Annotated in this window: 22 protein-coding genes; 8 read left to right on the top strand and 14 right to left on the bottom strand. The window is 70.5% G+C overall.

Features of this window, described 5'->3' with window-relative positions; genetic code table 11:
* Positions 1 to 111: 111 nt before the first annotated feature.
* Genes NVS83_RS11325 through NVS83_RS11315 form a run of 3 tightly spaced genes read right to left on the bottom strand, consistent with a single transcriptional unit; the run spans position 112 to position 6,230 of the window.
* Complete coding sequence (locus NVS83_RS11325) at positions 112 to 3,840, bottom strand: error-prone DNA polymerase (protein WP_258739399.1); 3,729 nt, start codon at positions 3,838 to 3,840, stop codon at positions 112 to 114.
* Positions 3,841 to 3,847: 7 nt separating this feature from the next.
* The gene (locus NVS83_RS11320) at positions 3,848 to 5,320 is read right to left on the bottom strand and encodes a Y-family DNA polymerase (RefSeq protein ID WP_258739398.1); all 1,473 of its coding nucleotides are present in this window, start codon (positions 5,318 to 5,320) and stop codon (positions 3,848 to 3,850) included.
* A 4-nt stretch (positions 5,321 to 5,324) separates the two neighbouring features.
* Positions 5,325 to 6,230, bottom strand: coding sequence for an ImuA family protein (locus NVS83_RS11315; protein ID WP_258739397.1), 906 nt, complete (start codon positions 6,228 to 6,230; stop codon positions 5,325 to 5,327).
* A gap of 178 nt (positions 6,231 to 6,408) precedes the next feature.
* Here NVS83_RS11315 and NVS83_RS11310 point away from each other — a divergent pair, with 178 nt between their 5' ends.
* Positions 6,409 to 7,836: an aminotransferase-like domain-containing protein gene (locus NVS83_RS11310; RefSeq protein ID WP_258739395.1), complete on the top strand. Its 1,428-nt coding sequence runs from the start codon at positions 6,409 to 6,411 to the stop codon at positions 7,834 to 7,836.
* Here NVS83_RS11310 and NVS83_RS11305 read toward each other — a convergent pair.
* Entirely contained in the window at positions 7,819 to 8,247 is a 429-nt protein-coding gene (locus tag NVS83_RS11305; protein WP_258739394.1) for a DUF983 domain-containing protein, read from the bottom strand. The two genes, NVS83_RS11310 and NVS83_RS11305, sit on opposite strands and share 18 nt — an antisense overlap.
* A 271-nt stretch (positions 8,248 to 8,518) precedes the next feature.
* Here NVS83_RS11305 and NVS83_RS11300 point away from each other — a divergent pair, with 271 nt between their 5' ends.
* Entirely contained in the window at positions 8,519 to 8,737 is a 219-nt protein-coding gene (locus tag NVS83_RS11300; protein WP_258739393.1) for a hypothetical protein, read from the top strand.
* Positions 8,738 to 8,767: 30 nt separating this feature from the next.
* Here the strand turns inward: NVS83_RS11300 and NVS83_RS11295 are convergent, their stop codons facing one another.
* Both NVS83_RS11295 and NVS83_RS11290 read right to left on the bottom strand, forming a co-directional pair.
* A complete protein-coding gene (locus NVS83_RS11295; RefSeq protein WP_258739392.1) occupies positions 8,768 to 9,367 on the bottom strand; it encodes an exopolysaccharide biosynthesis protein in 600 nt (199 codons plus the stop codon).
* A gap of 346 nt (positions 9,368 to 9,713) precedes the next feature.
* Positions 9,714 to 11,237 (bottom strand): aldehyde dehydrogenase family protein, encoded by a 1,524-nt coding sequence (locus tag NVS83_RS11290; protein ID WP_258739391.1) that lies wholly within the window; start codon positions 11,235 to 11,237, stop codon positions 9,714 to 9,716.
* Between the two features lie 128 nt (positions 11,238 to 11,365).
* Here NVS83_RS11290 and NVS83_RS11285 point away from each other — a divergent pair, with 128 nt between their 5' ends.
* Positions 11,366 to 12,838: a sensor domain-containing diguanylate cyclase gene (locus NVS83_RS11285; RefSeq protein WP_258732446.1), complete on the top strand. Its 1,473-nt coding sequence runs from the start codon at positions 11,366 to 11,368 to the stop codon at positions 12,836 to 12,838.
* A 15-nt stretch (positions 12,839 to 12,853) separates the two neighbouring features.
* Here the strand turns inward: NVS83_RS11285 and NVS83_RS11280 are convergent, their stop codons facing one another.
* Positions 12,854 to 13,261, bottom strand: coding sequence for a VOC family protein (locus NVS83_RS11280; protein ID WP_258739390.1), 408 nt, complete (start codon positions 13,259 to 13,261; stop codon positions 12,854 to 12,856).
* 164 nt (positions 13,262 to 13,425) lie between these two features.
* On the opposite strand from NVS83_RS11280, the gene NVS83_RS11275 reads away from it, so the two are divergent.
* The gene (locus NVS83_RS11275; RefSeq protein ID WP_258739389.1) at positions 13,426 to 14,199 is read left to right on the top strand and encodes a ferredoxin--NADP reductase; all 774 of its coding nucleotides are present in this window, start codon (positions 13,426 to 13,428) and stop codon (positions 14,197 to 14,199) included.
* Between the two features lie 6 nt (positions 14,200 to 14,205).
* Here NVS83_RS11275 and NVS83_RS11270 read toward each other — a convergent pair whose 3' ends face one another.
* Positions 14,206 to 14,529 (bottom strand): hypothetical protein, encoded by a 324-nt coding sequence (locus NVS83_RS11270; protein ID WP_258732443.1) that lies wholly within the window; start codon positions 14,527 to 14,529, stop codon positions 14,206 to 14,208.
* 118 nt (positions 14,530 to 14,647) lie between these two features.
* Here NVS83_RS11270 and NVS83_RS11265 point away from each other — a divergent pair, with 118 nt between their 5' ends.
* On the top strand, positions 14,648 to 15,136 hold the full coding sequence (locus NVS83_RS11265; RefSeq protein ID WP_258739388.1) for a GNAT family N-acetyltransferase: 489 nt from the start codon (positions 14,648 to 14,650) through the stop codon (positions 15,134 to 15,136).
* 114 nt (positions 15,137 to 15,250) lie between these two features.
* Here NVS83_RS11265 and ahcY read toward each other — a convergent pair whose 3' ends face one another.
* From ahcY to NVS83_RS11250, 3 genes are all read right to left on the bottom strand, one after another.
* On the bottom strand, positions 15,251 to 16,657 hold the full coding sequence (ahcY, locus tag NVS83_RS11260) for an adenosylhomocysteinase (protein ID WP_258732440.1): 1,407 nt from the start codon (positions 16,655 to 16,657) through the stop codon (positions 15,251 to 15,253).
* Between the two features lie 152 nt (positions 16,658 to 16,809).
* Positions 16,810 to 17,100: an HPr family phosphocarrier protein gene (locus NVS83_RS11255; RefSeq protein ID WP_258732439.1), complete on the bottom strand. Its 291-nt coding sequence runs from the start codon at positions 17,098 to 17,100 to the stop codon at positions 16,810 to 16,812.
* Entirely contained in the window at positions 17,097 to 17,498 is a 402-nt protein-coding gene (locus tag NVS83_RS11250; RefSeq protein WP_258732438.1) for a PTS sugar transporter subunit IIA, read from the bottom strand. Before NVS83_RS11250 ends, NVS83_RS11255 begins: the two co-directional genes overlap by 4 nt.
* Between NVS83_RS11250 and NVS83_RS11245 the strand changes: the two genes are divergently transcribed.
* Positions 17,433 to 17,672: a hypothetical protein gene (locus NVS83_RS11245; RefSeq protein ID WP_258732732.1), complete on the top strand. Its 240-nt coding sequence runs from the start codon at positions 17,433 to 17,435 to the stop codon at positions 17,670 to 17,672. The genes NVS83_RS11250 and NVS83_RS11245 overlap by 66 nt on opposite strands.
* Before the next feature lie 7 nt (positions 17,673 to 17,679).
* Here the strand turns inward: NVS83_RS11245 and NVS83_RS11240 are convergent, their stop codons facing one another.
* The 3 genes from NVS83_RS11240 to NVS83_RS11230 are packed head-to-tail and all read right to left on the bottom strand — an operon-like array spanning position 17,680 to position 20,709.
* Complete coding sequence (locus tag NVS83_RS11240; protein WP_258739387.1) at positions 17,680 to 18,138, bottom strand: HPr kinase/phosphorylase; 459 nt, start codon at positions 18,136 to 18,138, stop codon at positions 17,680 to 17,682.
* A 5-nt stretch (positions 18,139 to 18,143) separates the two neighbouring features.
* A complete protein-coding gene (locus NVS83_RS11235) occupies positions 18,144 to 20,003 on the bottom strand; it encodes a sensor histidine kinase (protein ID WP_374115042.1) in 1,860 nt (619 codons plus the stop codon).
* A 7-nt stretch (positions 20,004 to 20,010) separates the two neighbouring features.
* Positions 20,011 to 20,709, bottom strand: a complete 699-nt coding sequence (locus NVS83_RS11230; protein WP_258732435.1) for a response regulator transcription factor — start codon at positions 20,707 to 20,709, stop codon at positions 20,011 to 20,013.
* Positions 20,710 to 20,901: 192 nt separating this feature from the next.
* Between NVS83_RS11230 and NVS83_RS11225 the strand changes: the two genes are divergently transcribed.
* The gene (locus NVS83_RS11225) at positions 20,902 to 21,654 is read left to right on the top strand and encodes a HugZ family pyridoxamine 5'-phosphate oxidase (protein WP_258739386.1); all 753 of its coding nucleotides are present in this window, start codon (positions 20,902 to 20,904) and stop codon (positions 21,652 to 21,654) included.
* Between the two features lie 161 nt (positions 21,655 to 21,815).
* Positions 21,816 to 23,438 (top strand): phosphoenolpyruvate carboxykinase (ATP), encoded by a 1,623-nt coding sequence (locus NVS83_RS11220; RefSeq protein WP_258739385.1) that lies wholly within the window; start codon positions 21,816 to 21,818, stop codon positions 23,436 to 23,438.
* The last annotated feature ends 4 nt before the right edge of the window (positions 23,439 to 23,442 follow it).

Here is a 23,442-nt window from a genome sequence, read left to right as displayed (position 1 = left end):
GGCTATCGGCGGGTGTGAGGCGAACGCGAAAGTCGCGCCGGCCCGATGCCCCTTGCCTTGCCTTGCCTTGCCTTGCCTTGCCCCGCATTCCCGGCGCAGGTCCGCACGGCCTCAATGGAAATCGCGCGATTTCGGCAGCAGCCGCACCTGGCGCGGGTGGCCATGGCCGGCCTGGCCCGCGCTCAGCCGCCCGCCGGTCCGCCCCCGCGCCCGCTCGTCCCGCCCCGGATCGATCTGCGGGGCGGGAACGACGGCCTTCCCCGGCCCCTCCCCTCCGGCCGCCTCGCGCGCGGGCGCCTCGAACAGCCGGCCGAGCTCGGCGGAACGGTCGAAGACCCGCTCGCCCATGATGTGGACGACGCCCTCCTTGCTCTTCTGCACCCGCCCCTCCACCACGGCGAGGCGCGCACCCATCACCTCGGCCCGGAAGCGTTCGAACTGGCGGGTCCACAGCAGCACGTTGACGATGCCCTCCTCGTCCTCCAGCGTCATGAAGATGGCGTTGCCCTTGCCCGGCCGCTGGCGCACCAGCACGATCCCCGCCACCCGCACATAGGCCCCGTCGCGGGCGCACGCGACGCCGGCGCTCGACAGTACCCTCTCGGCGGCGAAGACCGGCCGCAGCATGCCCATCGGGTGGCCCTTCAGCGAGAGCCGCGTGGTCTGGTAGTCGACCGCGATGTGCTCGGGCAGCGGCATGTCGGGCAGGCGCGCCTCCGCGTCCGCGCCGAGCTCGCGCGCATCGGCGGCGGCGAAGAGCGGCAGCGGCGCGTCGTCCGGCAGCCGCCGCACCGCCCAGGCGGCCGCCCGCCGGTCGAGCCCCATGGAGCGGAAGGCGTCCGCCTCGGCGAGCCGCGTCAGGATGGCGACCGGCAGGCCGGAGCGCCGCGCCAGCGTCTCCACGTCGCCGAAGCCGCCGCCCACCGCCGCCCGCGCCTCCACCAGCCGCTTGGCCGCCTCCTCCCCGACGCCGTCCACCTGCCGGAAGCCGAGCCGCAGCGCGAGCCTCCCGTCCGCCCGGCGCTCCAGCGTGTTGTCGTGGAGGCTGTGGTTCACGTCGGCGGCGCGCACCTCCACCCCGTGCTCGCGCGCGTCGCGCACGATCTGCGCCGGGGCGTAGAAGCCCATGGGCTGGGAGTTGAGCAGGGCGCAGGCGAAGGCCGCCGGGTGCCGGCATTTGATGTAGGCGGAGATGTAGACCAGCTTGGCGAAGGAGGCGGCGTGGCTTTCGGGAAAGCCGTATTCGCCGAACCCCTTGATCTGCTCGAAGCAGCGCGCGGCGAAGGCGGGGTCGTACCCGCGCGCGCTCATGCGGTCGATCAGCATGCTGCGGAACTGGCCGATGGTGCCGAGATGGCGGAAAGTCGCCATGGCCCGGCGCAGCTGGTTGGCCTCGACGTCGGAGAACTCGGCCGCCACCATGGCGAGCTGCATCGCCTGTTCCTGGAACAGCGGCACGCCGAGCGTACGCTCCAGTACGCCGCGCAGCTCGTTCGGGTCGTTCGGCGGCGCGGGCGAGGGGTAGTCGACCTTCTCCAGATCGTCGCGCCGGCGCAGATAGGGGTGCACCATGTTGCCCTGGATCGGACCGGGGCGGACGATCGCGACCTGGATCACGAGGTCGTAGAGGCTCGCAGGCTTGAGGCGCGGCAGCATGTTGATCTGCGCCCGGCTTTCCACCTGGAACACGCCGATGGAATCGCCCTTCTGCAGCATGGCGTAGACGTCGCCCTGCTCCCTCGGCACCTCGGCGAGGCCGTATTCGATGCCCTCGTGATCGCGCATCAAATCGAGCGCCTTGCGGATGCAGGTGAGCATGCCGAGCGCGAGCACGTCGACCTTCATCAGGCCGAGCGTGTCGATGTCGTCCTTGTCCCATTCGATGAAGGTGCGGTCCTTCATCGCCGCGGGCCCGATCGGCACCGTCTCGTCGAGCCGCCCGCGCGTCAGCACGAAGCCGCCCACATGCTGGGAGAGGTGGCGCGGGAAGCCGAGCAGCCGGACGGCGAAGCCGATCGCCCGCGCGATCACCGGATTGCGCGGGTCGAGCCCCGCCTCGCGCGCCTGGCTCTCCTTGATCTCGTCGCCCCAGCTTCCCCACACCGTGCCGGCGAGGCGGGCGGTCACGTCCTCGGTGAGGCCGAGCGCCTTGCCGACGTCGCGGATCGCGCTGCGCGGGCGATAGGAGATCACGGTCGCGGCGATGCCGGCCCGGTGGCGCCCGTAGCGCTCATAGATGTGCTGGATCACCTCCTCGCGCCGCTCATGCTCGAAATCGACGTCGATGTCTGGCGGCTCGCGGCGCTCGCGGGCGATGAAGCGGGAGAACAGCAGGTTGCTGGCGGCGGGGTCCACCGCCGTGATGCCGAGCACGTAGCACACGGCCGAATTGGCCGCCGAGCCCCGCCCCTGGCACAGGATGCGGTTGCGCTGGGCGAAGTCGACGATGTCGCGGATGGTGAGGAAATAGGGCGCGTAGTCCAGTTCCCGGATCAGCGCCAGCTCGGTGTGCAGCTGCGTCTCCACCTTGGGCGGCACGCCCTCCGGGTAGCGCATGGCGGCGCCGCGCCAGGTCACCTCCTCCAGCCAGTCCTGCGGCGTGCGCCCCGGCGGCACCGGCTCCTCGGGATATTCGTAGTGCAGCTCGCCGAGCGAGAAATCGATGCGGGCGAGGAAGTCGCGTATCTCCTCCACCGCCTCGGGCGCCTCGCGGAACAGGCGGGCCATCTCGGCCGGCGGCTTCAGGTGGCGCTCGGCATTGGCCTCGAGCAGCCGCCCCGCCGCCTCGAGGGTCACGCCCTCGCGGATGCAGGTGAGCACGTCCTGCAGGTCGCGCTGGTCGGGGTGGTGGTAGAGCGCGTCATTGGTGGCGATCAGCGGCACGCCGGCCTGCACTGCTAGCGCCTTCAGCGCCGCGAGGTGCCGGCGGTCGTCGCCGCGCCGCGCCATGGTGGCGCCGAGCCAGAGCGAGCCGGGCGCTGCCTCGTGCAGCTTCGCCAGCGTCCCGCGAAGCCCGGCGACTACCTGTGCCGGCAGGTGGCGCGGCGGCATCAGGACCAGCGAGAGGCCGCGCGCATCGGCGAGGAGGTCGTCGAGCCTGAGATGACACTCGCCCTTGATGCCGGCGCGCAGATTGCCGACCGTGAGCAGGCGGGTGAGCCGTCCCCAGCCGGCGCGGTCCTGGGCATGGGCGACGATATCCGGCGTGCCGTCGGCGAAGACCAGCCGCGCGCCGACGACGAGGGTGAGGGCGAGCTGCGGCGCCGCGCCGCGCTCGGCCGCCTCCCCGGCGAGCGTGCGCACGACCCGCTCCAGCGCATCCTCTTCTTCCGGCGGGGCGGTCGGGCTGGAGAGGGCCGCGCCGGCGTCCTTTCCGGGCGCCCGGCCCTGCGGAGGCGGGGCCTCCGGTGCCGGACGCCGCGAGGACGAAATCGCCGATACCGGGCTCCTCGATATCGGGCTCTGCGAGGCCGGATCACCTGAGGCCGGGCCTTCCGGCGCCAAGCCTTCGGGTGCCCGATCCTGCTCCCTCTCGCCGAGCGCCTGCGCCGGCTCGGACGGAGCGCCGTCGGCCGGTTCGCCGGTGCCGGCCTCCGCGGCCTGCGCGTGCCGCGCGAGAACCGCCGTCCGGGCCTGCCACGCCTCGGCATAGACCTCCTTCGCCCGCTCCACCGCCGCATAGGCGCGCACCACGCCGGCCACCGTGTTGCGGTCGGCGATGCCGATGCCGGCATGGCCGAGGGCGAGCGCCTGCGTCACCAGCGCCTCCGCCGGCGAGGCCCCGCGCAGGAAGGAGAAGTTCGAGGCCGCGACCATCTCGGCGAAGAAGGGGGTGCTCATCGCCGCCTCACGCGAACAGGCCGTGCAGGAACCAGCGCGGCGCGGCCGGCTCGCGGTCGTAAAGGCCGGCGCGGAACAGCCAGAAGCGCCGCCCCTCGCGGTTCTCGACACGGAAATAGTCGCGCGTGAGCTCGCGCGCATGCGGGGCTCCGGGCACGCCGCCGGGCACGCGCCACCATTCCGGGGCGATCCGCTCGGGCCCCTCGGCGCGGGTGACCTCGTGCACCACGCGCCGCCAGCGGAAGCGCAGCGGCGGCCCGTCGGGCACCTCGGCCAGCGCCTCGACCGGCTGGGGCGGGTCGAACAGGGTGAGCGGGCGCGGCAGCAGGAATTCGGGGCGGGCCATGGGCGGCACCGGCTCGCCCGCCGGCACCTGCACGCTGACCCGCTCCGGGTCGTGGGTGTCGCGCATCGAGAAGCGCAGCACCCGCTCGCGCCCCAGCCGCACGGCGAGCCGGTCGGTCAGCTCCGCGACCTCCTCCTCCGCGACCGCGCGCCCGTCGAGGCTCACCTGCGCGGGGGTGAGCGACTCGGCGCGCAGCACGGCGAGCCGCACCAGATCGAAGCCGAAGCCGGGATCGATCGGGTCCGCCAGCGCCGCGATCCGCTCGCGGTAGAGCCGCATCAGCGCGGGCGCGTCGCGCGAGGGCCGCGCGGTCTCCACCTTCAGCCGCCGCACCGCGCCGTCGGCCCGGAAGAACGAGGCCTCGAAGGCCCGTCCGCCCTCCCCGCGCGCTTCCAGCATCAGGGCGAGGTCCCCGACCAGCCCGGCCAGCGCGCCCTCTATGTCCTCCGCGCGGCCGATCGGCTCGGCGAAGCGGCGCTCGGCGATGCAGGCCGGCAGCGGCCGGCGCGGCACGATGCGCACGTCCTCATGGCCGAGCGTGCGGCGCAGGCGCACCAGCAGCTCCTCGCCGAAGCGCGCGGCGAGCGGCGTGCCGGGCCGCTCGGCGAGGTCGCCCATGGTCTTCAGCCCGGCCCGGGAGAGCCCGCTCGCGATCGTCTCGTCGATGCCGAGCAGGGCGACGGGAAGCGGCGCCACCGCCCGCGCCTCCCCGCCCGGCGGCACCACGCCGCCCCGGCTCGCCCGCGCCAGCGCGCGCGCCGCCTCCGGCGTGCCGGCAATGACCGCCGTGGCGCCGAGCCCGCGCCGCTCCAGATGGTCGAGAAGGCGCGCGCGCATCATCGCTTCGCCGCCGAACAGATGCGCGCAGCCGGTGATGTCGAGCACCAGCCCGTCGGCGCCGTCGAGTGCGACCAGCGGCGTCCAGCGGTCACAATCGTCAGCGATCGCCTCGAGAAAGGCCGCGTCCGCCACCGGGTCGTGCTCGATCACGGCGAGGTCGGGAATGCGCGCGCGCGCATCCGCCAACGTCAGGCCGGGCGCGAGCCCGCACCGGCGCGCCTGCCGGTCCACCGCGACGAGGCGCAGCGCGTTCTTCACCGTCTCGACGAAGACCAGCGCCGCCGGCGCGGGCAAGCCGTCAGCCCGCGCGGCGGAACGGCGCGACGGCGCGCTCCCGCCCCGCCGGCTTCGCTCCAACCGGTCCGCCGGCAGGAACGGGAACCACAGCGCGAGGTAGCGCGGGGAGGTCGCGGAAGGAACATGTCTCACGGTCCCACTCCAGTTTCCATGTGCCCCCTTCCACCGGCCGTCCCTCGGGCCCGCCGCGATGGCGCAGCAGGCGCACCTCGAAGGCCGGGGCGCCGGGGGCGTGGCCCTCCAGCGGCAGCGAGGGAACGGGCGCCACCCGCCAGCGCGTCGCCACGGCGGTGGGAACGCTCCGCGCCGCCCCGCGCAGCAGCAGGCCGGTGACGCCGGCCGCCGCGGCGCGCAGGCAGAGGCGGCGGGTGGCGGTGAGGTCGAGCACCTTCGGCGCGCCCCAGATCTCGATCAGCACGGCCCCGAGCGCGGGACAGCGCAGCGCGTCCTCGCCCGCGCGCAGCGCCGCCGCCGCGTCCGGCGCCCGCACCAGCACGAGGCCGGCGGGATCGATCCCGAGCCCGGCAAGGCCGGCGGCATCGAGCCGCCCGAGCTCGGCCTCGGCCATGTCCTGCCGCACCCAGAGCACCGGACGGGCGCCCGGCCGCAGCGGCACGGGAGGGGCGTGCCCAGAGCCCGCGAGCGGAAGAGGCGCTGGAGACACGGGCATGGGGGGCAGGTGCGCCGCCTGCCCGGCCCGCAAGGCCAGCGCCAGGGCGAAGCCGGCCGCTGTCGGCTGGTCCGCGCCCCGCTCCGCCTGCACCTCGTGCAGCGTCCCGCGCCCGAGCGCGATCTCGCCGGTCCCGGCGGCGCCGAGGGTGAAGGAGGAAGCCTCGCCGGGCAGGCGCTCCGCCTCAAGCCCGGCGAGCAGCTGCCTCAGCGCGGAAACGTCTCGGGCAGGGCCCATCGTCGCGCTCACATTAGTTCATGTTTTGTTCTCATAAAGACGACTCGTTCCGCCTCGCGAGTCAAGCCTCCTTGCGAAACAGGATGCGCGCGCAGGGGCGGGACGGCATAGTGCGCTCCTGCCTGCACGGGGCGCCGGAAAGCGCGCCGCGCCCCGGCAGGCCGGGAGTAGCGACGCCATGCAAGACACCGAATCCTCCCGCCCCGCACCCCTCGCCCCCGTTCCCTTCGACCCCGCCTCGACGCCGGACTGGATCGGCCCGCTCGACCGCGCCGCCGGCCCGCTCTACGCCCAGATCCTCGCCGCGCTGGAGGATGCGGTGGCGCGCGGGGTGCTGCGCCCGGGCGAGCGCCTGCCCACCCAGCGCGCCCTCGCCGAGCAGCTCCAGGTCGATCTCACCACGGTCACGAGGGCCTATAGCGAGGCGCGCCATCGCGGGCTGATCGACGCCGTCACCGGGCGGGGCTCCTTTATTCCCGGCGGCTCGGGCGCGGCCGTGCCGGCGCTCGACCTGTCGATGCTGATGCCCCCGCCCCCGCGCGGCCTGTCGCTCGGCGCGCTGGTCGAGCGCGGTCTCGCCTCGCTCCTCGCCCGCTCCAATGCCGACGTGCTGATGGCCTATCACATCGGCCCCGGCGCCGCGCCGGACCGGCTGGCCGCGACGCAATGGCTGGAGCCCGTGCTCGGTGCGGTGGACCCGCGCCGCGTGGTCGTCACCCCCGGCACCCAGCCCGCGCTGGCCGCCCTGCTCTCCATGCTGGCCCAGCCCGGCGAGGTGATCCTGGCGGAGCCGGAGACCTATCCCGGCTTCCTCGCCGCGAGCGCCGCGCTCCGCCTCGCCGTGACGCCGGTCGCCTGCGACGCGCAGGGGCTCGAGCCCGAGGCGCTGGCGCGCGCCTGCGAGACGCTGAAGCCGCGCGCGCTCTACATCCAGCCGACCATCCAGAACCCGACCACCCGCACCATGCCGCCGGCGCGGCGCCACGAGATCGCGGCGGTGGCCAGCGCCTACCGCCTCACCGTGATCGAGGACGATCCCTACAGCCGGCTGATCGACCGGCCCGCCCCGGCGCTCGCCGCCCTGCTGCCGGAATCGGCCTATCACGTCGCCACCCTCGCCAAGTGCCTGACGCCCGGCCTGCGCACGGCCTTCGTCACCGTCCCGCAGCGCGAGGATCCCGAGAGGCTGGCGGCGGCGCTGCGCGCGCTCACCCTGATGCCGGCGCCGCTGATGAGCGCGCTGGCGACGCGCTGGATCGCCACCGGCACCGCGACCCATCTGCTCGGCGCCATACGGCGCGAGGCGCGCGAGCGCCAGCGGCTGGCGCGGGACCTGCTGCCCGCGGGCAGCCACGCGCATCCGGACGGGCTTCACGTCTGGCAGCCCCTGCCCGCGCGCTGGGACAGCGCCCGCCTCATCGAGGCGGCGCGGCGGCAGGGGCTGGGGATCATGCCGGCCGAGGCCTTCAGCGTCGACGGCACGGCGCGCCGGGCGGTGCGCATCGCGCTCGGCGCGGTGGCCGACCGTGCCCGCCTCGCCGAAGCGCTCGGCGGGCTGGCGGCCCTGATCGAGGGGAAGGAAGAGCGTTCAGGCGCGCGGGGCTGATCCTGCCGGCCCGCCGGCGGGCGCGCCGGGAACGGAGGGATCGACGAGACGCCCCTCCTCGGCCTTGTAGAAGTACTGGCTGGCGACCAGCCATCCCTTCAGCGGCCGCAAGGGCGGAATGCAGGTGGCGAGCATCACCGGCACGGTGGTCACCAGATGCACCCAGTAGGGCACCTGGAACGCCACTTCGAGCCAGAGCCCGAACGCCACCGAGGGCACGCAGCCGAAGCAGATGACGAAGAAGGCCGGCCCGTCCGCCGGATCGGCGAAGGAATAGTCGAGCCCGCACACCTCGCAGCGCGGGGCGATCTTCAGGAACCCGTTGAAGAGATGGCCCTGCCCGCAGCGGGGACAGCGCCCCTTGATGCCGCATTCGAAGGGCGACAGCTTCGGCCATTCGCGATTGAGCATGGCAGCCTCCTGCTTCGGATCGGAGGCAGGAACCGCCGCCCGACCCCGCTCATCTGGGCGCGGCGGCATACAATGTCAACGAAACCGCCCGATTGCATGGGCATTCACGGGCAATGCATGGGGCGACGAGGCTTTTCCGCCGGGTGGCGAAGCTGACGGTACCGGAGGGGGACGTTAACCAATCCCGCGCAAGGTGGTCGACGGGCGCCCACCCACCGATTCGCCGTCCCTTCGTTCATCCGTCGAAAGTCGCTTCATGAGTAGCAGCCTTATGAGTAACGTCATTCCGTTCCCGGCAAGGCTTCCCGAGCCCGACATCGCCTCCGATTCCGCGCCCGATATCGACCTGTTCACCGCGGTGGACGTCGCCATTCGCGACCTGCGCGACATCGCCCGGCGCCTGCATGGCGACGAGAGCGGGCAGGAGCAGGCCGAGCAGTGCCTCGACATGCTGACCCGGGCGCTGGAAAGCGCGCGCGACGTCGGCTGACTCCTGAACGGTCGACCCGGGCCTTCGCGCTCAGCCGAACAGGCTCTTGAGCAGGTAGAGCCCGGCGTGCACGAAGCCCCAGATGACGCCGGACACCACGCCGAGCGAGGCGACCGCGCACAGCATGCCGACGAGGATCCAGACCCCGTCGCGCTCCAGCACGCCGAGCGCCAATATGCAGATGGCGAGCGCGGGCAGCATGTTGCCGAGCGGGATCGGCAGCACCAGCACCGTCGCCAGCACGAAGCACATCACCCCGATCACATATTCCGCCGGCGGATGGGCGAGGATGCCGAGGCGCGGGCGCAGCAGCCCCTCGGCCTTGGCGAGCCAGGGCGTGGCGCGGCCGATGAAGGCGGCGAAGTCCCTGCGCGCCACCGAGCGGCGGGCGATGAAGGGCGGCAGCCACGGCTCGCGGCCGAGCGCGAGCTGGGCGGTGAGGAACACCAGCGGCGCGCCGAGCACGGCCGAGGTTCCCGGCGGCGTCGGCAGCACGTTGGGCAGCGCGAAGATCAGCATCAGCGGCCCGAACGCCCGCTCCCGCATCACGGTGAGCAGATCGCCCACGGCAATGCGTTCGCGCTCCACATCGTTGGCGATGCGGTTCAGCACGTCGGACAGGCGAAGCACTTCGTAGTCTTCCCCGCCCGGAATTTTGGCGCTGTCGATGTCGGACGGCATATCGGACGGCACGGCGGGCGACACTCCTCCCCGGACGGCGGACGACTCTCCACCGCTGGCCCGTCAGATAAGCACTGATTGTGACATTAACCAGAAGCGCGGAACTCGGGGGGAACGCGCGAGGCGCCGGTTCAGGTCCAGCTGAACAGGAAGGCCCCGACGGCGATCAGCAGAATGATCACCGCCGCGATCGAATGTTTCACGGTCCAGTCATGCATGGTCATGCGCGTTTCTCCACCCTTTGACGCTGGTGTGAGGCCTGCCGCGCCCTGCGTCAACCTCGGCCCGCGTGCGGCTAGCCGTGGCGCAGATGGAACGACTTCGGCCGGGTCAGCATCTCGAAGCCGATGCGCGAGAGCGAGGCGCCGCGCCCGGTGTCCTTCACGCCGGTCCAGGCGAGGCCCGGATCGAGATAGTCGCAGCGGTTCATGAACACGGTGCCGGTCTCGATCCTGTCGCCGAGCCGCTCGGCGGCGTCGAGGTCGGCGGTCCAGATCGAGGCGGTGAGGCCGTAGACGCTGTCGTTCATCAGCGCCAGCGCCTCGGCATCGTCCTTCACCTTCATGATGCCGACCACCGGGCCGAAGCTCTCCTCGCGCATCACCGACATCGAATGGTCGACGCCGGTCAGCACCTGCGGGGCGAGATAGGGCGTGCCCTCGCGGCTCGCCGGGAAGGAGGCGGGGTCGATATGCGCCTTGGCCCCCTTTGCGGTCGCCTCGGCGGTCTGCCGGCGGATGAGGTCGGCGAAGCGCCCCTGCGCCATCGGGCCGAGCGTGGTCGCCTCGTCCAGCGGATTGCCGAGGACATAGTTCGAGGTCAGCTCGACGAAGCGGCCGACGAAACGGTCATAGAGGCTCTCATGCACATAGATCCGCTCGATGCCGCAGCAGCACTGGCCGGAATTGTAGAAGGCGCCGTCGACGAGGTTGGCGACCGCGAAATCGAAATCGGCGTCGGCGCGCACATAGGCGGGGTCCTTGCCGCCGAGCTCGAGGCCGAGCCCGGTGAAGGTGCCCGCCGCCGCCCGCTCGATCGCGCGCCCGCCCTCCACCGAGCCGGTGAAGTTCACGAAGTCGACCGCGCCGGAGCCGATCAGCCGCGAGGTCTGCTCATGGGTCAGCACCAGATTGGTAAAGAGCCCGGCGGGCAGGCCGGCGCGGTCCATCGCCGTCTGGAAGCGCTCGCCGACCAGTATGGTCTGCGCCGCATGCTTCAGGAACACCGCGTTGCCGGCGATCAGCGCCGGGGCGATCGTGTTCACGGCGGTGAGGTAGGGGTAGTTCCACGGCGCCACCACCAGCACCAGCCCGAGCGGGTCGCGCTTGATGTAGCGCCGGAAGCCCGGGCGCTCGTCCGGCGGGATCAGCGGCGCGAGGGCGGATTCGGCCATTGCGGCGACATAGCGCACGCGCTCCTCGAAGCCGCCGAACTCGCCGCCATAGCGCACCGGCCGGCCCATCTGCAGCGCGAGCTCGGGCACGATCTCCTGGTTCATCGCCAGCATGGCGTCGAGGAAGGCCAGCACATGGGCCGAGCGCTCCGCCACCGGCACGCTCGCCCATTCGCGCTGCGCCGCCCGGGCCGCCTCCACCAGGCCGGGAAGGGCGGCGTCGCTCGCGGCGGGGCGGCGGGCGAGTTCCGATCCGTCGATCGGCGAGCGGCAAACAATATCGTTCATCGACCTACTCCGGCACCACCTGCGCCCCTGACGTCGGATATAGCCTGACGCCCGCTCCCGCGTCCAACGGCGCGATGACGGAGCTGACGTCACCCGGCGAGCCGCTTCGCGCACCCGTTCCGGGCGCGAACCGCGCATCAGGGTGCACAAATTGGAATGATTGGTCCATTTATTCGGTCGCCTGGCATGGCCCGGGCGGATATTTTACGGGCCGCGCACGCCCTTCATGAGCTACAAGGGCAGCGTTGATGAACAGTGGACCAGACATGCTCCATCTGACGAACGGCACGCTGACGGACAGCGATTCCCGCGATTTCGTCGAAATGTTCGACCTCGCTCCGATCTCGCTCTGGCTGGAGGACTTCAGCGCCGTCGGCGAGCTGTTCGCGACCTGGCGCGCCGAGGGCGTCACCTCGCTGCGCGACCATCTGCGCGGGCACCCCGACCGCGTCGCCGAATGCTCGAAGCGCATTCACGTGCTGAAGGTCAATCGCCGCACGCTGCAGCTTTTCGAGGCCGACAGCCTCGCGCACCTCGTCGACAATATCGGCCGGGTGTTCCGCGACGACATGCTCAAGACGCACATCGACGAGCTGGCGCAGCTCTGGGACGGGAACCTCACCTTCGCGAGCAACACGGTCAACTACACGCTCAGCGGCCAGCGGCTCGACATCCAGCTCAAGGGCATCGTGCTGCCCGGCTACGAGCAGAGCCTGGCGCGGGTGCTGCTCTCGGTCGAGGACGTGACCGAGCGCGAGACCGCGCGCCGCCAGGCCGCCCGCGCCGAGGAATATGCCCGCGGCCTGTTCGAGCATTCGCCGATCTCGCTGTGGGTCGAGGACTTCTCGAGCATCAAGCAGCTGATGGATGACGTGCGCATGCGCGGCATCACCGATCTGCGCGTCTTCACCGACGTGCATCCCGAATTCGTGCAGCGCTGCCTGAGCGAGGTGCGGGTGATCGACGTCAACCAGCACACGCTCGAGATGTTCTCCGCCCCCAGCAAGGCGGCGCTGATCGGCAATATCGGCTCGGTGTTCCGCGACGACATGCACCGGCATTTCCGCGAGCAGCTCATCGAGCTGTGGAACGGCCACCTGTTCCACCAGCGCGAGGTGGTCAACTACACGCTGAGCGGCGACGAGCTGCACGTGCACCTTCAGTTCTCGGTGCTGCCGGGACACGAGCACGACTGGTCGCTGGTGCAGATCGCGCTCACCGACATCACGGCGCGCAAGAAGGCCGAGGCCTATCTCGAATATCTCGGCAAGCACGACGTGCTCACCAAGCTCTACAACCGCTCCTTCTATGTCGACGAGCTCAACCGGCTGGAGCGCAAGGGCCCCTTCCCGGTCACCGTCATCATGGTCGACCTCAACGATCTGAAGCAGGTCAACGACCAGCTCGGCCACGCCGCCGGCGACACGCTGCTGCGTCGGGCCGGCGAGGTGCTGTCCAAGGCGGTCGACAAGCCCAACTGCGCGGCGCGCATCGGCGGCGACGAGTTCGCCGTGCTGCTGCCCGGCACCGACCGGGCGGGTGGGCTCGCCGTGATGGAGAACATCGAGAAGCTGGTCGAGCTGAACAACCAGTTCTACTCCGCCAGCACGCTCGCCCTCTCCATGGGCCTCGCCACCAGCGTCAATGGCGAGCGGCTGGAGCAGGTGGTCAAGCGGGCCGATTTCGAGATGTACGAGGCCAAGCGCAACCAGGAGGGCGGCGCGCACGGGCGCGACTGAGGCGGCCGGGCACGCTCACCCCTCCGCCAGCCCGTCCGCATGGACGAAGCACAGCTTGTTGCCTTCGGGATCGCGGCCATAGGCACCGTAATAGTCCGGCCCGTAATGCGGCCTGAGGCCCGGCGCGCCCTCGTCGGTGCCGCCCTGCGCCAGCAGCGCCTGCCAGGCGGCGTCGACCGCGGCGCGCGAGGGGGCGGCGAAGCTGACCTGCGTGCCGTTGCCCCAGGTGGCGGGCAGCCCGTTGAACGGCATCTGGACGAAGAATTGCGGCCAGCGCCGGCCGGGCATCACCCACATGGCGCCGGGCGGGCCGCCATCGTCCTCCGCCTCGGCCCGTATAAGGCCGAGCGGCGCCAGCACCGCGTCGTAGAAGGCGGTCAGGCGGCCAAGATCGCGCGCGCCCAGGATGATATGGCTGAACATTGACCTGCCTCATGGGCTCGTGCATCCGGCGCCGACATGTTCCATCCGCACCCCCCGCCCGCGCAAGCGAGAGTCGACAGCCGCCACGGAGCGCAGTAAACGGGGCACAGGGAATTACATGGACTTCCGGTTTGTTTGGAAGTTTTCACAAAAATGGTTCGTAAATGAGCAACCTTCACCACGAGCGCGTGCTGTCCGTCCACCACTGGACCGATAATCTGTTCACCTTCACCACCACGCGCGACCAGGCGCTGCGCTTCAAGAACGGCCAGTTCGTGATGATCGGCCTCCAGGTCGAGGGCAAGCCGCTCCTGCGCGCCTATTCGATCGCCAGCGCCAATTACGAGGAGACGATGGAGTTCTTCTCCATCAAGGTGCCGAACGGCCCCCTCACCTCGCGCCTCCAGCACCTGAAGGTGGGCGACGAGATAATTGTCGGGCGCAAGCCGACCGGCACGCTGCTGGTGGACTATCTGGTGCCCGGCCGCCGGTTGTACCTGCTCGCCACCGGCACCGGCCTCGCGCCCTTCATGAGCCTCATCAAGGACCCGGAGACCTACGACAATTACGAGAAGGTCATCCTCGTGCACGGCGTGCGCACGGTGGCCGAGCTCGCCTATCAGGACTTCATCGAAAACGAGCTGCCGGACAACGAGTATTTCGGCGATCTGGTGCGCGAGAAGCTGATCTACTACCCGACGGTGACGCGCGAGCCCTACCGCAACCAGGGCCGCATCACCGACCTCATCACCTCGGGCAAGCTGTTCGCCGACCTCGACCTGCCCCCGCTCGACAAGGAGGACGACCGCGTCATGCTGTGCGGCAGCCCGCAGCTGCTCGACGACATGCGCGTCATCCTGAAGGACAGGGGCTTCGAGGAAGGCTCGACCACCGAGCCGGGCGACTTCGTGATCGAGAAGGCGTTCGTGGAGAAGTGATCGCCGTCAGCGCAGGCGACGGTCGGGACCCCAGTTGGAGTTCCACGGCGAGCCCTCTTCGCGCGCGGCCTCTTCGGGCGAGAGCACGCGGTATTCGGCGTCGATGACCGTGGAGCCGCTCGCCCGGCCCCGCGACTTGCGGCCGCCGAACAGGCGGTAGGCGAGGCCGGCCAGGGCGAGGATCGGGAACACCACGAGGAACACGCTCGCCGCGACCAGCGCCAGCGCAATGCCGACGGCCACGGCCACGGCGACCACCAGCGCCACCTGCCACCAGCTCACGCGGCGGACGGTGAATCGCATGCGGTCGAACGGATCGGTAGAGTTCATCCTTGGTGTCTTTCCTCCGGAGTGGTCGCCCACTTTCTTGGAATATGGTAGCGCCTCGCCGTCCTGCCAGCATCGGACGGCGAAAATCGGGCGCGCTCGCCCTGCGGAGACCGATCGGATGATCATACGTCCTGCGGCGTTGCCGGACCTGCCGGCCATTCTCGCCATCTACAACGATGCCGTGCTGACCTCGACCGCGATCTGGAACGACTCCCCCGCCGACCTGCCGAACCGCGCGCTCTGGCTCGCCGACCGCCACGCCAAGCGCTACCCGGTGCTGGTCGCCGCCGAGGGCGAGGAGGTGCTCGGCTATGCGAGCTTCGGCGATTTCCGCCCCTTCGACGGGTTCCGCATCTGCGTCGAGCATTCGGTCTATGTCGCGGAAGGCGCGCGCGGGCGCGGCGTTGGCCGGCAGCTGGTCGAGGCGCTGTTCGAGCCGGCGCGCGCGCTCGGCAAGAAGGTGATGATCGGCGGCATCACCGGGGGCAACGCCGCCTCGGTCGCGCTGCACCGCAAGCTCGGCTTCGTCGAGACCGGCTACATGCCGGGCATCGGCACCAAGTTCGGCCGGCGGCTCGACCTGGTGCTGATGCAGAAGGAGCTGTGAGGCCGTCTGGCCCGCCGTTCCGCCTCAAAGCCCGCGCGAAAACGACGAAGGCCGGGACGGGCCCGGCCTTCGCACCTGTCTGATGGATCCGCGCCGACGCCGCCGGCACCCGCCTCAGTAGCGGTAGTGGTCCGGCTTGAAGGGGCCCTCGAGCGGCACGCCGATATAGTCCGCCTGCTCCTTGCTCATCTTGGTCAGCTTCACGCCGAGCTTCTCCAGATGCAGCGCGGCGACCTTCTCGTCGAGCACCTTCGGCAGGGTGTAGACCTGCTTCTCATACTTGCCCGGATTGGCGAACAGCTCGATCTGCGCCAGCGTCTGGTTGGAGAAGGAGGAGGACATCACGAAGGAGGGGTGGCCCATGGCGTTGCCGAGGTTCACCAGCCGGCCCTCGGACAGCAGGATGATGCGGTTGCCGCCCGGGAACTCGATCTCGTCGACCTGCGGCTTGATGTTGGTCCACTTGAAGTTCTTCAGGCCCGCGACCTGGATCTCGTTGTCGAAGTGGCCGATGTTGCAGACGATCGCCCGGTCCTTCATCTGCCGCATGTCCTCGACGGTGATGATGTCGCGGTTGCCGGTGCAGGTGACATAGATGTCGGCGCGCGAATAGGCGTTCTCGATCGTGGTGACCTCGTAGCCTTCCATCGACGCCTGCAGCGCGCAGATCGGGTCGACCTCGGAGACGATCACGCGCGCGCCGGCCTGGCGCAGCGAGGCGGCCGAGCCCTTGCCCACGTCGCCGAAGCCGGCGACGAAGGCGACCTTGCCGGCCAGCATCACGTCTGTGCCGCGGCGGATGGCGTCGACCAGCGACTCGCGGCAGCCATAGAGGTTGTCGAACTTCGACTTCGTCACCGAGTCGTTCACGTTGATGGCCGGGAACAGCAGCTTGCCCTGCTCGGCGAGCTTGTAGAGCCGGTGCACGCCGGTGGTGGTCTCTTCCGAGACGCCCTGGATCGAGGCCGCGACCCGCGCGAACCAGCCCTTCGGCTTCTCGGCGAGCAGCTTCTTGATGAGGGCGAAGAAGATCTCCTCCTCCTCCGAGCCGGGGCTCGCGAGGAAGGCGTCGTCGCCCTGCTCGGCCTTCAGGCCGTAATGCACCAGCATGGTGGCGTCGCCGCCATCGTCGAGGATCATGTTCGGCACCTCGCCGCCGTCCCAGTCGAACAGCTTGGCGGTGAAGTCCCAGTATTCGGTCAGGGTCTCGCCCTTGAAGGCGAAGACCGGCGTGCCGCCGGCAGCGATGGCCGCGGCCGCGTGGTCCTGGGTCGAGAAGATGTTGCACGACACCCAGCGTACGTCGGCGCCCAGCGCCTTCAGCGTCTCGATCAGCACCGCGGTCTGGATCGTCATGTGCAGCGAGCCGGCGATGCGCGCGCCCTTCAGCGGCTGCGAGGGGCCGTATTCGGCGCGGATCGACATCAGCCCGGGCATCTCGGTCTCGGCGAGGTCGATCTCCTTGCGGCCGAAGTCGGCGAGGCTGATGTCCTTGACGATGTATTCGCTGGCGACGGCCATGATGCAGCAATCCTTCTGCCCGACACGGGTGGCTTTGCGGGTGGCTTCGGCCGCGTGATATCAGCCTCGCCCGCCGAATACAATAACGATATAAAGATGTCTTTATGTGACGTTCGGAGGAAACCGTGCCGGCGTAGGCGCGCCCGCCTGCCCTATTCCTCTTCGCCGAAGCGGCCCGCAACCAGCTCGGCCAGCGCCTCGAGCGCGGCCTCGGCGTCCGGCCCCTCGGTCTCGACCAGGATCGTGGTCCCGGGCGCGGCGGCGAGCATCATCAGCCCCATGATGGAGGCCCCGCTCACCGTTTCGCCGCAGCGCGTCACCCGCACATCGGCCTCGAAGCGCTCGACCGTCTGGACGAACTTGGCGGAAGCGCGCGCATGCAGGCCGCGCTTGTTGACGATGGGCAGTTCGCGGCTATGCAGCACGGTCGCGGCCACGGTCATTTTCCGGCCAGGACGCGGCTGGCGATGTTGATGTATTTGCGCCCGGCCTCCTGCGCCTGGGCGACGGCCTCGCCCATCGGGATCTCGCCGCGCACGGTGGCGAGCTTGACCAGCATCGGCAGGTTGATGCCGGCGACCACCTCGATGTCGGGCGAGGTCATCACCGAAATGGCGAGATTGGAGGGCGTGCCGCCGAACATGTCGGTGAGGATCACCACGCCAGCGCCGCTGTTGACGGTGCCGACCGCCTCCACGATGTCCTTGCGGCGCTGCTCGATGTCGTCGTCGGGACCGATGGTGATCGTCTCAAGCTGAGGCTGAGGTCCCATGACGTGTTCGAGCGCAGCGCGGAATTCGCTGGCAAGGCGGCCGTGCGTTACGAGTACGAGACCTATCATCCTGTCCGCCGCGCCTGTTTCGGCACGAGTGCTGTCTGCTTGTGGGGCGGCAAGGTATTGAAATCCCGCCGTCCCCTTCGCGGGGCGCACATCATCGTTGCACCGCACACGAATGGCAAGTACCGCTCAAGAACCGTTGTAAATTTCCCGGTGCACATCCTGGCGACGAACTGACGCTGGGTCAGTATCCGCGTGCCGTGAGCAGCACGGCGAGCACCTGCTGCACCGCGTCGCCCCCCGCCAGCATCGGCAGGCGGTCGATGTCGACGCCTTCGATCCGGGTCCGCAGCGCCGCCTCGGCCGGCAGGCGGGCGGCGTCCGTCGCGCCGAGATCGACCACCAGCCCGACCCGCGCCCGCGGCACATGGGCGAGCCGCCGCAGCCCGGCGCCCCGCACCTCGATCAGCCCGGCGAGCTCGTCCGGCGGCGCGGCGAAAAGTCCCGCCTCCCCGGCAGCGAGCCGCACCCGGTCGTCCGCGACCAGTTGCACCGGCGGGATCGGGCCCGTGCCGCCGGCGAGGATCAGCGCGAAGGCGAGATGCGACTTGCCCGAGCCGGATTCGCCGCGGATCAGCACCCCGACCTCGCCGACCCGCACGCAGGAGGCATGGACGCTCGGCGGCGGGCAATCCTTTTCCATCGCGCTCACGCGGCCGGAAGGTGGATGACGAAGCGCGCGCCGGCCGAGCGCGGGCCGTCGGCCTCGGCGTCGCGGGCCTTCTTGCGCCCGCCGCGCCGGGCCTTGGTCTCGGCCGGGCGGTTCTCCGCCCAGATGCGCCCGCCATGGGCCTCGATGATCTGCCGCGAGATCGACAGGCCGAGCCCGGAATTCTGGCCGAAGCCCTGCTCCTCCGGCCGGTCGGTGTAGAAGCGCTCGAAGATGCGCGTCAGCGCGTGCGGAGGAATGCCGGGGCCGTCGTCGTCGACCATGATCTCCACCGCGTCCTTCAGCCGCCGGCAGGTGACGCGGACCTCCCCGCCCTTGGGCGAGAAGGAGCGGGCATTGTCGATCAGGTTGTTGATCACCTGGCCGAGCCGGGAATCGTGGCCGGGGACGATGAACTCGCCGCCGGCGCCGGCCGCGTGCTCGAAGGCAAGCTTCACCCGCACCTCGTCGCCGCGCACCACGTCGTTGTGCACGCCCGTGACGGTGTTGAGCAGCCGCGTCAGGTCGACCGGCTCCGCCTCCTGGCGCTGCAGTTCGGCATCGAGCCGGCTGGCGTCGGAGATGTCGGTGATGAGCCGGTCGAGGCGGCGCACGTCGTGCTGGATCACCTCCATCAGCCGCCCGCGCGAATTGTCGGTCTTGGCGAGCGGCAGCGTCTCCACCGCCGAGCGCAGCGAGGTGAGCGGGTTCTTCAGCTCGTGCGACACGTCGGCGGCGAAGCTCTCGATCGCCTCGATGCGCGAATAGAGCGCGTCGGTCATGTCGCGCAGCGCGCCGGACAGATGCCCGATCTCGTCGGAGCGGCGGGTGAAGTCGGGGATCTCGACCCTCTGCCGTGTCCGCCGGCGCACCCGCTCGGCGGCGTCGGCGAGCCGGCGCACCGGCCCGGCGATGGTGCCCGCGAGCAGGAAGGAGAGCACGCCCATCACCGCGATCGCGACCAGGAACACACGCACGATGGCGAGCCGCTCGGCCGCCACTGCGGCATCGATCTCGCCGCCCTGGGTGGAGAGCAGCAGCACGCCGAGAATGGCGCGGAAGCGCTGCACCGGCACCGCCACCGAGACGATCACCTGGCCGCGGTCATTGACCTGCACCGCGCTCGACTTCTGGCCCTGCAGCGCCTCCACCACCTCCGTGTAGCCCTTGCCGTTATTGGGGCCGAGGTCCTTGTAGAGCGGCAGGTCGCCGCGCTCGAACCAGGTCTTCAGCTTGTTCCACGCACGCTCGAACCAGTTCGGCTTGCGGGTGGTGGGCGGGGGCATGTCGAAGCGCAGGATCTCGCCGCGCGAATAGAGCGAGCGCGAATCGAGCAGCAGCACGCCGTCGCGATCGTAGATCCGGGCGCGGGTGCCGGTCGGCTCGACCAGCCGCTTCAGCACCGGCGCCACGCGCTCGGGATTGATCGGGAATTCGAGCGGCGCGAAGCCCTCCTCGCCCGGCCCGTAGCTCTCGCCCGCCTGCAATTCCAGCAGGCGCTCGGGATCGATCGTGATGGCGTTGGTCTCGACCTGGGCCGAGGCGGCGATGGCGCCGGCGATGATCTCGCCCTGCACCAGGAGGCTCTGCACCCGGGCGTCGATCAGCCCGGCGCGAAACTCGGACAGATAGAGGATGCCCGACACCAGCACGCACATGCCGGCGAGGTTGAGCAGCACGATGCGGCGGGTGAGGCTGGAGAAGCTCTTGAGCGCAACGGCGTTCGGCAGCCGCCGGATCGCACCCAGCAGCCTGGCGATACGCCCTTTCCGGGGGGCATCCGCGGGGGGAGCCTCGGCGTCCTCATACGGCGCCTCTTCCTCCTCGGCCGCGGTCCGGGCGGAATCGGGATCGAGCAATTAGCCGCTACTCCTTGAAGCGGTAGCCGACGCCGTAGAGCGTCTCGATCATCTCGAAATTATCGTCCACGACCTTGAACTTCTTGCGAAGCCGCTTGATGTGGCTGTCAATGGTGCGGTCGTCGACATAGACCTGGTCGTCATAGGCGGCATCCATCAGGGCGTTGCGGCTCTTCACCACGCCGGGCCGGGTGGCGAGCGCCTGCAGGATGAGGAACTCGGTGACGGTCAGCGTCACGTTCTCGTTCCGCCAGGTGCAGGTGTGCCGCTCCGGGTCCATGCGAAGCTGCCCGCGCTCCAGCACCTTGGCGCTGTCGCTCTCGCGCGGCAGGGTGCCGTCCTTGGGAGCGACGCGGCGCAGCACGGCTTTGACGCGTTCCACCAGCAGACGCTGCGAAAACGGCTTCTTGATGAAGTCGTCCGCCCCCATCTTCAGGCCGAACAGCTCGTCGATCTCGTCGTCCTTCGAGGTGAGGAAGATCACCGGCATGTCGCTCTTCTGTCGCAGCCGGCGCAGAAGCTCCATCCCGTCCATGCGCGGCATCTTGATGTCGAAGATGGCGAGGTCGGGCGGGTTGGTCTTGAAGCCGTCGAGGGCCGTGGCGCCGTCGGTATAGGTCTGGATGCGATAGCCCTCGGATTCGAGGGCGATCGAGACGGAGGTCAGAATGTTGCGATCGTCGTCGACGAGAGCGATGGTCGGCATCTGCACACTTTCCTGTTCGGCACCGATAGACGCAGGGGCGGGTGAACCGTGCCGGCGTGGCCAGAATGTGACACGCAAACTGATTCCACCGAAATTAGCGCGTTTCGAGGCACATAGCCAATCCGGCGGCGGTGCTTGACGCAAGCGCCCGCGCTGGCGCACGACTGCCCTGTCGAGCCTGAGGAGACCGCCATGCCTGCCGCGCCGCGCCCCGAGGACGGATTCCAGCCGACCGCCGCGGTCCGGCGGCTGCTGCGCGAGGCGCGCACAGGTGCCCTCGCCACCCTCGACGAGGACGGCGCGCCCTATGCCTCGCTGGTGCAGGTCGCCCCGCTCAATGACGGTTCGCCGGTGTTCCTGCTCTCGGGCCTCGCGCGCCACACCCGCAATCTCGGGCGCGATCCGCGCGTGTCCCTGCTGGTCGACGAGCATCGCCACGGCGACGAGCTGCAGGGCGCGCGCGCCAGCCTGAAGGGGCGCATCGAGCGGCTCGCCGACACCGGCACCGCCCGACGCCGCTTCCTCGCCCGCCATCCCGACGCCGAGGGGTTCGCGGGCTTCGCCGACTTCGCCTTCTACCGCCTGGTGCCGCAATCCGCCCATCTCGTCGCCGGCTTCGGGCGCATCACCGATGTGGAAGGCCCGCAGTTGCTGACGGAGCTGGCGGAGGCCGACGAGCTCCTCGCCGCCGAGGCCGGCGCGGTGGCGCACATGAACGCCGACCATGCCGACGCCATCCAGCTCTACGCCATGCAGCTCCTCGGCGCCGGCCCCGGCGAATGGCGCATGATCGGCATCGACCCGGAAGGCTGCGAGCTGATGGCCGGGCTCGACGTGCGCCGCCTCGCCTTCCCCCGCCGCGTCACGAGCGCGCGCGGCATGCGCGAGATGCTGGTCGAGCTCGCCAACGCCGCGCGCGGCGCCAGCATCGACTCCCCGCAATAGTTCGCGAGCGGCCCGCGGCGATATCCACAGCCCGCCGCGGCATCGGCGCGCATCATCGCTTCGGCGTGGTTTCGCCACACTGTGGACCCGGAATTTCAGCCAAAACGCCCGAGTGGGCGCGCACGGTGCCCCTGCATGTCACGCGTCAGGAGGAGCCGACCTTGCACCAAACCGGCATACGCAACCAGGATCACGACGCCGCCGCGTCCGGCCTTGCCGGCCCCGGCAAGGTCTTCTGGAATCTCACCGAATCCGTTCTCTACGAGCGCGCCGTCGCCCGCGGCGAGGCCCGGCTGACCGCCACCGGCGCGCTGGCCGCCGAGCCCGCCCCCCAGTCCGGGCGCGGCCCCGTGCATCGCTGCGTCGTGCGCGAGGAGGCGAGCGAGGAAAGCATCGCCTGGGATGGCACCGAGGCCCTGTCGCGCGAGCATTTCGAGGCGCTGAAGGAAGACATCCTCGCCCACGCCGCCGGCCGGACCCTGTTCGCGCAGGACCTTCACGCCGGCGCCGACCCGGCCCGCCGCGTCGACGTGCGTGTCTATACCGAACACGCCTGGCAGAGCCTGTTCGCCCGCAACATGCTGCGCCAGCCGGAGCATGAGGAACTGCTCGCCTTCGCGCCGCAGCTCACCGTCCTTTGCGCGCCGGGCTTCCGCATCGAGGCGGAGCGCCATGGCGTCAGCAAGAACGCGGTCGTCGCCGGCGACCTCGCCGATGGCCTGGTGCTGATCGCCGGCACGCTCGACGCCGGCGAGATCCGGCAGGCGATCGTCGACTATGTCGCCTATCTGCTTGCCGAACGCGGCGTGCTCCCCCTCAAGGGCGCGGCGAATGTGGGCGACGCGGGCGACGTCGCCCTGTTCCTCGGCCTTTCCGGCACCGGCAAGAGCGTGCTCACGGCCGACCCGGCACGCCGGCTGATCGGCGACGGCGCGATCGGCTGGTCGCCGGAGGGCATGTTCAACCTCGAAGGCGGCTGCTACGGCCGGATCGCCGACACCTCGATCACCCACGCCTCGGATGCGGGCGAGCCGACCATCGCCGCCGCCGCGCAGCGCTTCGGCACCGTGCTGGAGAACGTCCCGCTCGACCCCGACACCCGCGTGCCGGACCTGCACGCCCATCCGCAGGACGCGCGCGCCGCCTGCCCGCTCGCCTTCATCGCCCATGCCGATGCGAGCGGGCGCGCCGGCACGCCGCGCGCCCTGTTCATGCTGACCTGCGACACGTTCGGCGTGATGCCGCCGATCGCCCGGCTGACGCCGGCGCAGGCCATGTACCACTTCCTGTCCGGCTACAGCGGCGAGGTCGCCGAGGCGCCGAACGGCGCGGGCGAGCCGCAGCCGCTTTTCCACGCCGGCTTCGCCGCCTCCTTCGCGCCGCGCCAGCCCTCGCTTCACGGGCAGATGCTGGGCAATCTCATCGCCGAGCACGACATCGCCTGCTGGCTGGTCAATACCGGCTGGACCGGCGGTCGGGCAGGCATGGGCACGCGGGTGCCGGTCGAGACCACGCGCCGGCTGGTCGCGGCCGCGCTCGACGGCAGCCTGGCGGAGGCCGAGATGCGCACCGATCCCTATTTCGGCTTCGCCATCCCCGCCGCCGTCGAGGGCGTCGATGCGCGCCTGCTCGACCCCTCGCGCGCCTGGGCGAGCCGCATGGACTATGCCATGACCGCGCGGCGGCTGGTCGGCATGTTCACCGACAATTTCACCCGCTTCGAGACCGCGGTCGATGACGAGGTGCGCCACGCCCAGCCGCGCCTCGCCATCGCCGCCGAGTAATGAC

Origin of the sequence: Ancylobacter mangrovi (assembly GCF_024752335.1) — a bacterium.
In the GTDB taxonomy this organism is placed as follows: Bacteria; Pseudomonadota; Alphaproteobacteria; order Rhizobiales; family Xanthobacteraceae; genus Ancylobacter; species Ancylobacter mangrovi.
Note: the sequence above shows the minus strand (reverse complement) of the source record. Positions and strands in the feature narration are given on the sequence as shown.